We start from the raw sequence: 13,751 nt of genomic DNA on the forward strand, positions 1-13,751 counted from the left end.
GGCTGGGGAACTCGGCCGAGTCAGGCCGGGGGGTTGCCGCGGTCGATCTGCGGCTTCGGCATGCGGGTGCGTCGCATCTGGAAGGCGCGCATGATGGCGTACCACGCGTCGCCCTTCTCGGCCTGGCCGAACTTGTCCTCGACCTTGCGGCGGGTGCGGCGCCACATGAGCACGGCATCGCCGATGGCCACGAGGATGAGGCCGTAGACCAGCACGAAGACGAGCAGCAGCGCCCAGCTCGTGCGGACGAAGCTGAGCAGCAGCACGATGAGCATGATCGGCAGCATGAACTCGCCGATGTTCCAGCGGGAGTCGACCGAGTCGCGGATGAAGCGACGGCGCGCGCCCTTGTCGCGGGCGGGGAGGTACTTCTCGTCGCCGACGAGCATGCCGGCGCGCTGCTTGGCCATCGCCTCGCGTCGCGCGGTCTTGTCCTGCTTCGTGGCCGCCTTGCGGTCGGTGACGATGAGCGGACGCTTGTTGAGGGCCTCCTGCTCGCGCCGCTTCGGCGTGGGCCGGTTCTTGGCGCCGGGGCGGGCCGGGTCGGTCTCGGCCGAGGTGGCGAGCTCGTCGTTGAGGGTCTTCTTGCGTCCGAACACGGAGTCACTCTAAGCCGAACCCGGCGGTAGCCCCGCATCGCGCCCCAGTGACGACGACCGGCTACTTGATGACCAACGTGCCCTTCTCGCCGCCCGCATAGTGATCGGGGAAGGTGCACAGGTAGGTGTAGGTGCCCGGCGGGACCTTGAAGGTGACCGTGTTGCTCTGCCCACCTTCGATCAGTCGGGTGTGCGCGAGGATGGCCGGGTCGTCGACGTCGAGCCAGTCCTTGTCGTCACCAGCCGCCTTGCCGCTCGCGATGACCTTGTTCTCCTGTCCGGGCTCGACGAGAACCCAGTTGTGGCCGATCTCGTCCTTGGCGTCCGTGTGGTTGACGAACTTCAGCCGGATCTTCACACCGGAGGGCTCGGCGAGCGTCACCTTGTCGTAGCGGTACTCGGTGGCGCCGGTCGCGGAGCCGACCTCCACCCTGATCGTGCCTGCGGCGACCGGCTGGGTGGCGCCAGGATCCTGCGTGGCCGTGCCGACCTCGTCGGGGTCCGGACCGGTCGACGTCGAGGACTCCACCGACGCGGCCGCAGCAGGAGGGGGCACATTCGGCTGAGGGGCTCCGCTGCAGGCGGCAGCCAGGACGCTGCAGGCGACGATCCCCGTCACGCTCGTCAGCAGGTGACGACGGCGTCGCGTTGGACTCGGTATGCGTGCACTGGTCATCTGGGCTTCCTCCCCTTCGGGTCCGGTCGGTAACGCGGTCGTGCGCCGGCGCCCGCGAGTCAGCTCTCGTCCGCGGGCGCCTGGTCCCGTGACCGTCGGCGGCGCAGCATCGGGATCACGGCGATCAGCATCAGGGCGGCCGGGGTGGCGATCGCCACGGGGAGCACGCCCCCGGGGTTGGTCGTCGCGAAGGGCCTGACGGTGAGATGGATGGCGGGACTCGAGACGGGCTGCGAGGTCGCGTTCCGCCCGGCGGGCTGAGGAAGCACCGTCAGGTACACGAGGTAGTCGCCCTCGAGGATCGCCTCGACCGTCCAGGTCTGGTCGCTGGACTCGCCGGGGGCGAGGGCGTCGACCTGCTGGGTGCGCTCAGGCGACCAGTCCTCGGGGTCGACCGGGTCGCCCTTGCCTGTCTTGACGATGTTCATGGCCACGTTGAGCGGCGCCGTGTCGACCGTGCCTGCATTCGTGACGACCGTGTCGAACTCGACCTCGTCACCGGCACTGACGGTCTTGTACTCGAGGTCCACCGAGATCTGCAGCCGCTGCACCGATGCTGCCGAGGATGCCGGGGCAGCCGCGGCCCGAGTCGCCGGCGCGGCCACCATCGCCAGAGTGACGCCCGAGACGAGGAGGACACCTGCCACCCGTCCCACTCTGGACGCCGAGTGACGTGAGGCGTCCCGGTCCAGACGAAGCCTCGGGGCGGCATACAGGAAGAGGACTGCCAGCACGCCCACGGCGGAGAAGATCGCGGCCAGCAGGTAGGGCATCTTCTCGGCGACGGTCCTGTTGTTCACGAGCACCTTCTCCAGGAACTCGCTCGAGGCCTGCAGCGGGTTGAACTGCTGGATCAGGTAGCCGAGGTCGCCCTTCTGGGCGCTGCCGGGCCACTGGGTCGGGATGAGGAAGACGAGATAGACGACCAGGCTCGCGAAGAGGCTCGCCCGGTTCGACCTGGCCCAGATGCTGAGGAGCAGCCCGAAGCCGGTGAACGCGATGGCGAGGAGACCGCCGAGGAGGGCTCCCAGCAGCAGTCCCTCCTTCACGCTGTCGTCCCCGTGCGCGAGGACGACGACGTACGGGATCGTCAGCAGAAAGGTCACGGGCCACGGCGACCTCGCGGCAAGGAACTTCCCGAGCACGATCTGACGTGGTTTGACGGGAGTCAGCAGCAGGGGCTCCAGCGTCGCCCGTTCACGCTCGCCGCTGACGCCGTCCGCACCGATGACCATCCCGACGAAGAGCCCGAAGGAGATGCCGCTGAGGATGGTGAGGAACGCCATCTCCACCGGTGGGATCAGGCTCAGTCCGCTCTCCAGCTCCCGGAGTGCGGAGGTCACGGACATCACGAGGCTGAAGAGGACGAGCAGCAGCAGCACCCGACCTCCGGTCCACAGGTCGACGAACTCCCGCCTGAACACCAGCCACCACACCGGAGGCGCACCCCGGTGCCGCTCCGCCACCTCGACCTGCGCGCTGTGCTGCTTCACTGCGACGCTCATGAGAATGCCTCCCTGCCTAGCCCCCTGATGCGGTGTTCGTCGGCTCCTGACCGCAGCCGGCTCATTGCGGGCCCTGTCATTCCGCCGCGAGGCGTACGCGCGGCGCGAAGTAGAGGAACAGCACCCCGGTGATCAGGACCGTCATCACGGTCGGGGCGACGAGGTAGACCCAGGCCTCGCCGAGGGACTTGCCCTCGTCGACGACCTTGGTCAGCAGCAGGCTCGCGGACTCCACCGGGTCCAGCGCCGAGACGAGGACCCCGCCGGGTGAGCTGAGGAACTCGGTGGGCAGCTGAGCCGGGATGAGCATCCCGGCATAGACGAGCAGGCACACGAAGAGGCTGACGCGGCTCGAGTCCGACCAGATGCTGACCAGCATGCCGAAAGCCACGAACGCGATGGCAAGCAGCGTCCCCAGCACGGCACTCCAGAGCAGCGCGCTCCAGACCACGGGGTCACCGTGCGACAGGGTCACGACGTACGGCACCGACAGGAGGAAGGCTGCCGGCCAGGGGGAGAGGGCTGCGACGAACTTGCCCAGCACGACCTGCCGGTGACCCGTCGGGGTGAGGAGCAGCGGCTCCAGGGTTGCCCGTTCGCGCTCGCCGCTGATGCTCTCCGCGCCGATGACAAGCCCGATGAACAGGCCGAACGTGATCGTCGACGTGACCGCCACCACGACCGACGCCCGCAAGGTCACCAGCTTGAGCTCGTTGTTCGTGGCCAGCAGGTAGGCCGTCACCGACATCAGGACCGTGTAGAGCGTGAGGAACCTGAGGACGCGGCCCCCTGCCCACATCTCGACGAAGTCCTGCTTGAAGACCAGCCACCAAGGAGCAGCGACCCTTCCTGCCGCCGGGCCTGCGTCACTGGGGGCGAGGGCGTGGCTCACCGGATCGCCTCCGCGGTCAGCCTGAGGAACACGTCCTCCAGCCGTCCGCCGCCGGTGTCGAGTCCCAGGACGGGAACCTCTCCACGGATGAGGGCCTCGAGGAGGTCGTTCCCGACCTGCGGCTCCGGGCCGGATCCGTTCGGGTGCAGCTTCACGTCCAGCCATCCAGGCGCCCCTGGGGCGGGCTCCGTTCCCTCGATGCCGGGGAGCACCTCGAGCAGGCCCTGGGCCCTCGGGACCAACTCGGCCGGCACGCGGATGCGCACGACGTGGCCGAGCTCCGGATTCGCCTGTCCGACGACCTCGGCGACGGTGCCCTTGGCGACGACGACCCCGGCGTTCATGATGACCACGTCGTCGCAGACTCCCTCGATCTCCGACAGGAGGTGGCTGCACAGCACGACGCCCTTGTTGCGCTCCTTCGCGATCCTCTGCACCAGTCGAAGCAGCTCGCGCTGGCCACGCGGGTCGAGTCCCAGGGTGGGTTCGTCGAGGAAGACGACGGCCGGGTCGTTGACGAGTGCTCGCGCGATGCCCAGGCGCTGCCGCATGCCGTGGCTGAAGGAGCCGATGCTCGAGTCCCGGCGGTTCTGCAGCCCGACGTCGTCGAGCAGGCCCGAGGCGATGCGTCGGGCCTCGGCAACCGGTCGACCGTAGAGCTGGCCGAAGTAGACGAGGTAGCTGTGGGCGGTCATCTGCCGGGGAAACCCCAGCCCCTCGGGCAGCACCCCGATGCGGCGGCGTATGTCGACCGGATGGTCGGAGCTGATGCCGTCGACGACGAACCGGCCCGCCGTCGGTCGGAGGATCGTCGTGAGGATCCTGATCGACGTCGTCTTGCCGGCGCCGTTGGGTCCGAGGAATCCCAGGACCCTGCCGGCATCGAGCGAGAACGTGAGGCCCTTCAGGGCCACTCGCTCCCCGCAGGTCTTGCGCAAATCCTCGGCCGAGAGGATCTCGGCCGGGCGCGTGGTCCGCGCCTCAGGTGCGTGGTTCATCCCTGCCGACCTCCTGTCTGCGCACCGGGCGCGGACGTCGCTGATCGCGTGCCCGCGACGGTCCGTCAGAGTGCGGCCATCCAGACGCCCCCACCCCCGGGGACTGAGGCCAAGTCGACGCTCGTACAACCAACCGCTGTTGCCGGCGCCTGGCATTCATGGTATTCCCAGCCAAGAACGCGCGAACCCAGAAGGCGCAGAGTCACGTTCCCCCCGGTTTGCACGGTTCGGTACGCGTCGGCGCCGGGCTGCGAGCGCGAGGCGGACGCTCAGGTCGTGCCGGCGTGAGGCTGCCTCAGGGGGACGAACCGGTAGCGACCGTGCCCGCTCGTCGACACGTCGCCGCCGGCGCGGACCACGAGGGTCATGGTGCCGGCGACGGGGATGACGAGCCGCCCGGGGTCCGCCAGCTGCCTCACCAGGGACGGGGGAAGCTCTTCTGCCTCGGCGGACACCAGGATGCGGTCCCAGGGCCCGTGCTCGGGGTCACCGAGCACCCCTCGAAGGGACTCGCGCACGCTGGCCCACGGCATACGCAGGGCTGCGACGTTCTCGGCCCCCCAACGGGCGAGGTCGGGCTCCAGCTCGACGCCCAGGACGGCGCCCTGCGGACCGGTCAGGTGGGCGAGCAGCGCGGTCGTCCAGCCCGAGCCGGAGCCGACGTCGAGGACTCGCTGACCCGGGCGCACGTCGAGGAGGCGGAGCATGTCGGCGACGGTGCGCGGCTGCGAGTTGGTCTGTCCGTGCCCGATGAGGATGGGGCCGTCGTGGCCGGCCCGCGACCGCGCTCTGCGGGGGAGGAAACCCTCGCGCGGCACCGCCTCGAAGGCGGCGTCGACGGCGTCCACGGCGTCCATGCTCCGAGCCAAGCACGACAGGACCGGCCCGTCAGCCCCTTCTGCGGGCGACGACGTGCACGAGGGTGCCAAGGGCGCGGTAGGGGTCGGTCGACCCCAGCCGCTCCTCGACGTCGAGGAGGGCGGCGAGGTCGTCGCCCTCGGGGGCGGGCTCGTCGACGGGCACGTTGTCGCTCGCGACGCGAATGCCGTACCAGGCGGTGACCTCGAGGCCGGCCGCCTCACAGTCGGCCGTCAGCGACGCCCTGGTGTCGGCGCGGGCATCGACGCCGATCTCGTTGCGGTAACGGGCACTTCGGCCCTCGTCGACCGCGCGGCGCGTCTCGTCGAGGACCGCGAGCGCGGCCGGCCAGTCATGGCGGGCGGCTGGACGCCAGGCCATCGCGTCGCCGTTGCGGGCCACGACCGAGACGACGCCCCCGGGTGCGACCCGGCGCGCGAGCGCGGCGACGGCAGGCCGGCTTTCGGGGAGGTACATCAGCACCCCGTGGCACATGACGACGTCGTATGCCGTCGGCTGCGTCACGCTGGCCAGCCCGGCCAGGTCGGTCGCGAGCAGGGTGACGTGGTCACGCTGGGCGTCGGTGAGGTGCGCCGCCGCCTCCTCGAACGCAGTCCTCATCCGCCCGTCGGGCTCGACGGCCGTCACGGTGTGCCCCAGCCGCGCGAGGTGCAGGGCCTGCGTGCCCTGGCCCGCGCCGACGTCGAGCACCCGCAGGGGACCGCGAGGCAGGTGCGCGGCCAGCTGGCGGGTGACCATCTCCTGACGGACCACGTTGCGAAGGTTGCCCAGCCGCTGGAGCCAGGGCCGCTGGCCGGCCACGAACGTGTTGTCTGCCATCGGGTGAACGTACACACCACCACCGACGCCGCCCAGACCCGGCTCGGTAGGGTCGCTCCGTGACCACCGATGCACTCACCCCCGACCAGATCCAGCAGCTCCGCGAGCGCGTGGCGGGGCTGATGCCCCAGGTCCGCGCCGACCTCGAGGACCTCGTGCGCATCCCGAGCGTCTCGGCCGCGTCGTTCGACCAGGGCGAGGTCGCTCGCAGCGCCGACGCCGTGGCGGAGCTGCTGCGCCGCGAGGGCCTCGACGTCGAGGTCGTCGTCGAGGGCGGCCGTCCGGCCGTCATCGGGCACCTCGCAGGGCCCGAGGGCGCCCCGACCGTAACCCTCTACGCCCACCACGACGTCCAGCCTCCCGGCGACGAGACCGACTGGGACAGCGCCCCGTTCGAGCCCCAGGAGCGCGACGGCCGGCTCTACGGCCGCGGGGCTGCCGACGACAAGGCGGGGGTGATGGCACACATCGCCGCCCTGAGGGCACACGCGGGCGACCTGCCCGTCGGCGTGACGGTCTTCGTCGAGGGCGAGGAGGAGTCCGGCTCCCCGTCGCTCGGCACGATCCTGGAGAAGCACGGCGACCGGCTCGCCGCTGATGCGATCGTGATCGCCGACTCGGGCAACTGGGACATCGGCACGCCGGCGCTGACGACCACGCTGCGCGGCGGCATCCGCGTCGTCGTCCGGGTGCAGACGCTCGACCACTCCGTCCACTCGGGGATGTTCGGCGGCGCGGCGCCGGACGCGGTCACGGCACTCGTGCGCCTGCTCGCCTCACTGCACGACGACGAGGGCAACGTGGCCGTCGCAGGCCTCGACGCGGGCGAGGCCGCCGACATCGCGTACGACGAGCAGCGTTTCCGCAGCGAGTCCGGCCTGCTCGACGGCGTCTCGCTCATCGGGTCCGGCTCGATCCTGTCGCGACTGTGGAACAAGCCCTCGATCACGACGATCGGCATCGACGCGACGAGCATCGACAAGGCCTCGAACACCCTGTCCGCCAAGGCCGCCGCGAAGATCTCGGTGCGTCTGGCGCCGACTCAGGACCCGATGGCCGCGTTCGAGCGCGTGCGCGAGCACCTCGAGGCCAACGCCCCCTGGGGTGCGCGGGTGTCGATCGAGCTCGAGGAGCACGGCTCCGGCTTCGCGGCCGACGCCGACGGGCCCGTCTACGACCAGGCGAGGGCATCGTTCGCCGACGCGTGGGGCACCGAGCCGGTCGACATGGGCGTCGGCGGGTCGATCCCGTTCATCTCCGACTTCTCCGCGCGCTTCCCGGACGCCGCGATCATCGTCACGGGCGTCGAGGACCCCGACACGCGGGCCCACGGGGCCAACGAGTCCCTGCACCTCGACGAGTTCGAGAAGGTGTGCGTGGCCGAGGCCGTCTTCCTCGCCCGTCTGGGCGCACTGCAGCGCGGCTGACGCTCAGGTCGTTCGGCAGGCCCGCCTCAGGAGGCGGGCTTGCCGGCACCTCGATAGACCTGCTCGCGCAGCTCGAGGGCGTACGCGTCGACGTCGGGCATCCCGAGGTCGCGGGCCGCGGCAACCTCGGCCTCGATGTCGTAGGGCACTCGCACGAAGTTGACCGAAAAGCTCTGGGGCACCAGGGAGTCGGTGACGCCTTCGAGGATGCAGTAGGGCGCGGTGGGCCCGTCGAGGTGGTTGCCGACGGCCCCGGCGTTGAAGAGCAGGAGCCCCTCGTCGGCCTCGAGGTAGGCGCCGTGGATGTCTCCGTAGCCCACGACGTCCGGTGTTGTGCCCTCAGGCCACGCGTCGGACGGGTGCCCGGGCAGGGCCGGTGCCCAGGGGCCGGTGAAGTCGGTGTTGGTGAACATGCCGCGGAACTCGTCCATCGTGTGCTCCCAGCGCACGCGTACGAACTCGCTCGTCTGCGACGCGTGGAACAGCCGGATGCGCTTGCCGCTCATGACCAGGTCGTACGCGTTGGGCAGCGACACGAGCCAGGCGGCGTCCTCCTCGGTGAGCTCGTCGCGCGTCCACTGGCCGGCCTCGAACCGCGGCACGTCGCCGCGTGCGACGAAGCCCTCCCAGTCCCCGATGAGCGAGTCCCAGTTGCCGCGGACCGTGACCTCGCACGTGACGCGCGTCCTCTTGATCGCCTCGGCGCCGCGAGGTCCCTTGCCGACGACGTCGCCGAGGTTGAGCACCCGGGTGATGCCACGCGCCTCGATGTCGGCGAGGACGGCCTCGAGGGCGGTGACGTTGCCGTGGACGTCGGAGATGACGGCGATGCGGTCGAGCGGCAGCGCCACGGGCTCAGTCCTTGTGGGTCTTGCCGGGCAGGGCGAGCATCCGGTCGAGTGCGGCCCGTGCCTCGGCCGCGACGGTCGGGTCGACGCGGATCGGGTTGACGACGCGGCCCTCGACGAGCGACTCGAGCGCCCACACCAGGTGCGGCAGGTCGATGCGGTTCATCGTCGAGCAGTAGCAGACGTTCTTCTCCAGGAAGGCGATCCGCTGGTTCGGGAACTGCCTGGCAAGGCGACGCACGAGGTTGAGCTCGGTGCCGACCACCCATGAGGTGCCGTCGGGTGCCGCCTCGATCGTCTGGATGATCTTCTCGGTCGAGCCGACCTCGTCGGCGAGGTCGACGACCTCGTAGCGGCACTCGGGGTGCACGATCACCTTGACGTCGGGGATCTCGCGGCGGGCCGCCTCGACGGCCTCGACGGAGAAGCGGCCGTGGACCGAGCAGTGGCCGCGCCACAGGATCATCCGGGCGTTCTCGAGCTGCTCGCGCGTCAGGCCGCCGTTCGGGCGGTGCGGGTCCCAGACGACGCAGTCGTCGAGCGAGAGGCCGAGCTCGCGCACGGCCGTGTTGCGGCCGAGGTGCTGGTCAGGCAGGAAGAGGACCTTGCCGGTGCCGCTCCCGTCCAGCCCGACGCCGCCGACCTGGTCGAAGGCCCAGTCGAGGGCGGTGCGGGCGTTGGAGGAGGTGCAGATGGTGCCGCCGTGACGGCCGGTGAAGGCCTTGATGGCCGCCGAGCTGTTCATGTAGGTGACCGGGATCGTCCGGTCGGCCACGCCGGCTGCGGCGAGCTGGTCCCAGCAGTCCTCGACCTGGGCGATCGCGGCCATGTCGGCCATCGAGCAGCCGGCGGCGAGGTCGGGCAGGATCACGGTCTGCTCGTCGCTGGTGAGGATGTCGGCCGACTCGGCCATGAAGTGCACGCCGCAGAAGACGATGTAGGGCGCGTCGGGCCGGCCGGCGGCGTCGCGGGCCAGCTTGAAGGAGTCGCCGGTGACGTCGGCGAACTCGATGACCTCGTCGCGCTGGTAGTGGTGTCCCAGCACGAACACCTGGTCGCCCAGGGCGGCCTTCGCGGCCCGTGCCCGCGACACCAGGTCGGGGTCCGACGGGGCCGGGAGGTCGCCGGGGCACTCGACCCCGCGCTCGGTGTGCAGGTCGGTGCCCTGCCCGAGCACGAGGAGGGGGAGCGGGGCCGGTGCCGTCGTCATGCCCAGATCGTATGCCGCCGGGTGAGGAGGCGCCGTCACCGCCCGACGCAGGTCCCGGCATACGCCCTTGACTTCAAGTCGACTTGATGTCTGACGCTGTGGACATCGACCTCACGAACCTAGGAGTCCACATGCCCACCGCTCTCATCTCGGGTGCCACACGCGGCCTCGGCCGAGCGCTCTCCGATGCCCTGTCCGCTCGGGGCTGGGACCTCGTCGTCACCGCCCGGTCCGCGACCGACGTCGCCGAGACCGTCGAGTCACTGCGCCACCACGGGCACGGAGCAGTCGGGGTCGCCGGCGACGTCAGCGACGCCGTCCACCGGAGCGAGGTCGTCGACGTCGTCCGCGAGATGGCCGGCCCGAGCGGGCTCGACCTGCTCGTCAACAACGCCAGCGCGCTGGGCCCCGTTCCGCTCCGGCCCCTGCGCGAGCTGACGACCGACGACCTGGCCGCCGTGCTCGCCGTCAACGTCCTCGCCCCGCACGCGCTCCTGCGCGACCTCCTGCCGCTGATCGTGACGGCCTCCGGTGTGGTCATCGACGTATCCTCGGACGCGGGCGTCGAGCACTACGAGACGTGGGGCGGTTACGGCGCGTCCAAGGCCGCGCTCGACCACCTCACCCTGACGCTCGCGGCCGAGGAACCCGGCATCAGGGCGTACGCCGTCGACCCAGGCGACATGCGCACGGCCATGCACCAGGCGGCGTTCACCGGCGAGGACATCTCCGACCGGCCGCTGCCGGACGACGTCGCGGTGCCGGCCGTGATGGCGCTCCTCGACGCGCGCCCCGCGAGCGGTCGCTACCGCGCGGCGGACCTGCTCCCCGCGACGACCACGGGGGTGGCCTCGTGACGACGACGCTCGCGCACGCCCCGCACACGGTCTTCCGGAGCACCGAGGACCTCACGGCCGCGGCACCTCCGGAGGCTCGGGGGCTGAGTCGCGACGGGGTGCGGTTGCTCGTCGCCACCGAGGCGACGGACGGCTCGACCACCATCGAGCACACGACGTTCGCACACCTCGGCGACCACCTGCGGCCCGGCGATCTGCTCCTCGTCAACAACTCCGCGACGATCGCGGCCGAGGTCGACGGCCGGCTCGCCGGACGCGGCGCGGTGGTCGTCCACGTCGCGACGGAGCTGGACGACTGCACGTGGGTGGTCGAGCTGCGCACCGCCCCGGATGCGGCCCACCCGGTCCTCGACGCAGCAGAGGGTGACGTCGTCGAGCTGATCGGGAGCCGCGTCGGTCGCCGGGCGGCGGTCGACGGACCACGGCTACGCCTCGTCGCGCCGTACCCGCGTGCCGGCTCCTCGCCGACCGGCAGGGGCAACCGGCTCTGGACCGCCGTGGAGCTCGACGAGTGCACGCTGGCCCACCACCTGGAGAGCCACGGCCGGCCGGTGGCGTACGGCTACCTGCGTGAGCGCTTCCCCGTCGAGGCGTACCAGACGGTCTTCGCCTCGGTGCCCGGCAGCGCCGAGATGGCGAGTGCGGCGAGGCCGTTCACGACGCAGCTCGTCACCGAGCTCGTGAGTGCGGGAGTGCTGGTCGCGCCGATCACCCTGCACACCGGGCTGTCGTCGCAGGAGGCGGGGGAGGCGCCCCAGCCGGAGCGCTTCGCGGTCTCCGGCGCCACGGCCGCACTCGTCAACCACGTGCGGGCCGGTGGCGGCCGCATCGTCGCGGTCGGCACGACGGCGACCCGCGCGATCGAGTCCGCGGCGGACGAGCACGGCACGGTGCACGCGGCGGCCGGCTGGACGGAGGTCGTCATCTCACCCGAGCGGCCGCCCCGGGTCGTCGACGGCCTCGTCACCGGGTGGCACAACCCGGACGCGTCGCACCTGCTGCTCGTCGAGTCCGTGGCGGGTGAGGCGCTGACGCAGCGCGCCTACGACGAGGCCGTCGCACACCGCTACGCCTGGCACGAGTTCGGCGACGCCGGCCTCTTCCTCCCGCGCCGTCCCTGAAGACCCGATCGAGAGAACGCCTGGTTGTACGCCGAGCGTGACGGAGTGTCCTCTCGATCGGACCCGTCCTTCAATCGAGAGAACGCTTCGTTGCACGCCGAGCGTGACGGAGTGGGCCGGGGCGGTGGGAGGATGCCGGCTGTGCACGTCATCATCGCCCCGGACTGCTACACCGGCACCCTCACGGCGCTCCAGGCAGCGGACGCGATGGCCGAGGGCTGGGCCCGCACCGCACCGAACGACCGGCTCACCCGCGTGCCCCTCTCCGACGGCGGCCCCGGCTTCGTCGACGTGCTGGCCGAGAACCTCGACGGCGAGGTGCACGCCGTCGTCACGACCGACCCGCTCGGGCGCGAGGTGCCGGCCACGATCCTGATCACCTCGGGCGCCGGAGGTCGCACGGCCTACATCGAGTCCGCCCAGGCTGCCGGGCTGCACCTGCTCGCACCCGACGAACGTGACCCCACGCGTACGTCGACGGTCGGCGTCGGTTCCCTCGTGCTGGCGGCGCTCGATGCGGGGGCGCGTCGCATCGTCATCGGGCTCGGCGGGTCAGGCACCAACGACGCCGGCGCCGGCCTGCTCGCAGCCCTCGGCGCCGGGCCCGTCGCGCGGCTCGGCAGAGGCGGCCTGGCGCTCGAGGCGACGACCCTCGACGACGTCGCCGGGCTCGACGCCGCCCGCGAGAGACTGCGGGGCGTCGACCTCGTCATCGCGAGCGACGTCGACTCGCCCCTGCTCGGCCTCAAGGGAGCGAGCGCCGTCTTCGGCCGGCAGAAGGGTGCCACCGAGGAGGACGCCCAACGGCTCGAGAACGCGCTCGGCCACTTCGCCAGCGTCGTCGCACGCGTCCGACCCCCGGCGCGGGACCTGCTCACCGGCAACCTGCTGAAGCCCGAGCGCGAGGCGGGCGCCGGCGCCGCTGGAGGGCTCGGCTACGCCCTCCACCTGCTGGGCGCGCGACGCGTCTCGGGCGTCGAGGCCGTGCTCGACGCCGTCGACTTCGCCGACCTCGTCGCCGGTGCCGACCTCGTGGTGACGGGGGAGGGCAGCTTCGACTGGCAGTCGCTGCGCGGCAAGGTCGTCGTGGGGGTCGCCGAAGCTGCTGCTCGCGTCGGGGTCCCCGTCATCGCGGTTCCGGGCCAGACGCTCGTGGGTCGGCGTGAGGCCATGGCAGCAGGGCTCTCTGGCGTGTATGCCGTGGCAGAGCGTCCCGACCAGGTCGCCGCAGCCCTCGCCGAACCGGCCGAACGCCTCGCCGCCCGCGCCGCCCGCGTCGCTCGCACCTGGTCGCCGTCCACATCCTGAGCGACCGACCCCCCCGACGTCCGGCACGATGCACGGATCGTCGGTGGCCCGACGTATCCTGTGGGAGTCGGGAACACATCCGATACGGCATGGGTTGTCACTCCTGACCCATGCTCCACGACGTGAAGGACCAACACATGAGTGTCGAGACGAACGCATCTCCCGCCGAGGTTCAGACCGAGGCTCCCGCCCACGGTGTCGTCCTGACGGACGTCGCGGCCACGAAGGTGAAGAGCCTGCTCGAGCAGGAGGGTCGCGACGACCTCCGCCTGCGCGTGGGTGTCCAGCCGGGCGGCTGCTCCGGCCTCATCTACCAGCTCTACTTCGACGAGCGCACCCTCGACGGTGACCTCGTCCGCGACTTCGACGGTGTCGAGGTCGTCGTCGACCGCATGAGCTCCCCGTACCTCGAGGGCGCCACGATCGACTTCGCCGACACGATCGAGAAGCAGGGCTTCACGATCGACAACCCCAACGCGGGCAGCAGCTGCGCCTGCGGCGACTCGTTCAGCTGAGCCGCACGGCGTCGGCCACCACCACGCGACGCCACCCGAAGGGCCCGACCGTCACGGTCGGGCCCTTCGCCGTCTCCGGGCCTCTTCCGCTCGCTCT

General features: G+C 71.2%; 14 protein-coding genes. 5 read left to right on the forward strand and 9 right to left on the reverse strand.

Annotated elements, in window-relative coordinates; all coding sequences use genetic code 11:
- Positions 1-20: 20 nt before the first annotated feature.
- The 7 genes from AC1DE0_RS09730 to AC1DE0_RS09760 form a co-directional block, all read right to left on the reverse strand.
- The gene (locus tag AC1DE0_RS09730; RefSeq protein ID WP_478099790.1) at positions 21-599 is read right to left on the reverse strand and encodes a DUF3043 domain-containing protein; all 579 of its coding nucleotides are present in this window, start codon (positions 597-599) and stop codon (positions 21-23) included.
- 61 nt (positions 600-660) lie between these two features.
- On the reverse strand, positions 661-1,275 hold the full coding sequence (locus AC1DE0_RS09735) for a plastocyanin/azurin family copper-binding protein (RefSeq protein WP_478099792.1): 615 nt from the start codon (positions 1,273-1,275) through the stop codon (positions 661-663).
- A 59-nt stretch (positions 1,276-1,334) separates the two neighbouring features.
- Complete coding sequence (locus AC1DE0_RS09740; RefSeq protein ID WP_478099794.1) at positions 1,335-2,780, reverse strand: ABC transporter permease; 1,446 nt, start codon at positions 2,778-2,780, stop codon at positions 1,335-1,337.
- 76 nt (positions 2,781-2,856) lie between these two features.
- Entirely contained in the window at positions 2,857-3,672 is an 816-nt protein-coding gene (locus AC1DE0_RS09745; RefSeq protein WP_478099796.1) for an ABC transporter permease, read from the reverse strand.
- Positions 3,669-4,670 carry an ABC transporter ATP-binding protein gene (locus tag AC1DE0_RS09750; protein ID WP_478099798.1) on the reverse strand — a complete coding sequence of 334 codons (1,002 nt, stop codon included), beginning with the start codon at positions 4,668-4,670 and terminating at the stop codon, positions 3,669-3,671. Before AC1DE0_RS09750 ends, AC1DE0_RS09745 begins: the two co-directional genes overlap by 4 nt.
- A 269-nt stretch (positions 4,671-4,939) precedes the next feature.
- Positions 4,940-5,527 carry a protein-L-isoaspartate O-methyltransferase family protein gene (locus AC1DE0_RS09755; RefSeq protein ID WP_478099800.1) on the reverse strand — a complete coding sequence of 196 codons (588 nt, stop codon included), beginning with the start codon at positions 5,525-5,527 and terminating at the stop codon, positions 4,940-4,942.
- A gap of 31 nt (positions 5,528-5,558) precedes the next feature.
- Entirely contained in the window at positions 5,559-6,368 is an 810-nt protein-coding gene (locus tag AC1DE0_RS09760) for a methyltransferase (RefSeq protein ID WP_478099802.1), read from the reverse strand.
- A 59-nt stretch (positions 6,369-6,427) separates the two neighbouring features.
- Between AC1DE0_RS09760 and AC1DE0_RS09765 the strand changes: the two genes are divergently transcribed.
- A complete protein-coding gene (locus AC1DE0_RS09765) occupies positions 6,428-7,795 on the forward strand; it encodes a M20/M25/M40 family metallo-hydrolase (protein WP_478099804.1) in 1,368 nt (455 codons plus the stop codon).
- Positions 7,796-7,821: 26 nt separating this feature from the next.
- Here AC1DE0_RS09765 and AC1DE0_RS09770 read toward each other — a convergent pair whose 3' ends face one another.
- Positions 7,822-8,646 (reverse strand): metallophosphoesterase family protein, encoded by an 825-nt coding sequence (locus AC1DE0_RS09770; protein WP_478099806.1) that lies wholly within the window; start codon positions 8,644-8,646, stop codon positions 7,822-7,824.
- 4 nt (positions 8,647-8,650) lie between these two features.
- Positions 8,651-9,853, reverse strand: a complete 1,203-nt coding sequence (nadA, locus tag AC1DE0_RS09775; RefSeq protein ID WP_478099810.1) for a quinolinate synthase NadA — start codon at positions 9,851-9,853, stop codon at positions 8,651-8,653.
- A 131-nt stretch (positions 9,854-9,984) separates the two neighbouring features.
- On the opposite strand from nadA, the gene AC1DE0_RS09780 reads away from it, so the two are divergent.
- From AC1DE0_RS09780 to erpA, 4 genes are all read left to right on the forward strand, one after another.
- On the forward strand, positions 9,985-10,710 hold the full coding sequence (locus tag AC1DE0_RS09780; protein ID WP_478099812.1) for an SDR family NAD(P)-dependent oxidoreductase: 726 nt from the start codon (positions 9,985-9,987) through the stop codon (positions 10,708-10,710).
- The gene (locus AC1DE0_RS09785) at positions 10,707-11,831 is read left to right on the forward strand and encodes an S-adenosylmethionine:tRNA ribosyltransferase-isomerase (RefSeq protein WP_478099814.1); all 1,125 of its coding nucleotides are present in this window, start codon (positions 10,707-10,709) and stop codon (positions 11,829-11,831) included. Before AC1DE0_RS09780 ends, AC1DE0_RS09785 begins: the two co-directional genes overlap by 4 nt.
- A gap of 141 nt (positions 11,832-11,972) precedes the next feature.
- A complete protein-coding gene (locus AC1DE0_RS09790; protein ID WP_478099816.1) occupies positions 11,973-13,139 on the forward strand; it encodes a glycerate kinase family protein in 1,167 nt (388 codons plus the stop codon).
- 137 nt (positions 13,140-13,276) lie between these two features.
- Positions 13,277-13,654, forward strand: a complete 378-nt coding sequence (gene erpA / locus AC1DE0_RS09795; protein WP_045192555.1) for an iron-sulfur cluster insertion protein ErpA — start codon at positions 13,277-13,279, stop codon at positions 13,652-13,654.
- Positions 13,655-13,751: the final 97 nt, after the last annotated feature.

Source organism: Terrabacter sp. 05T424, assembly GCF_056396225.1.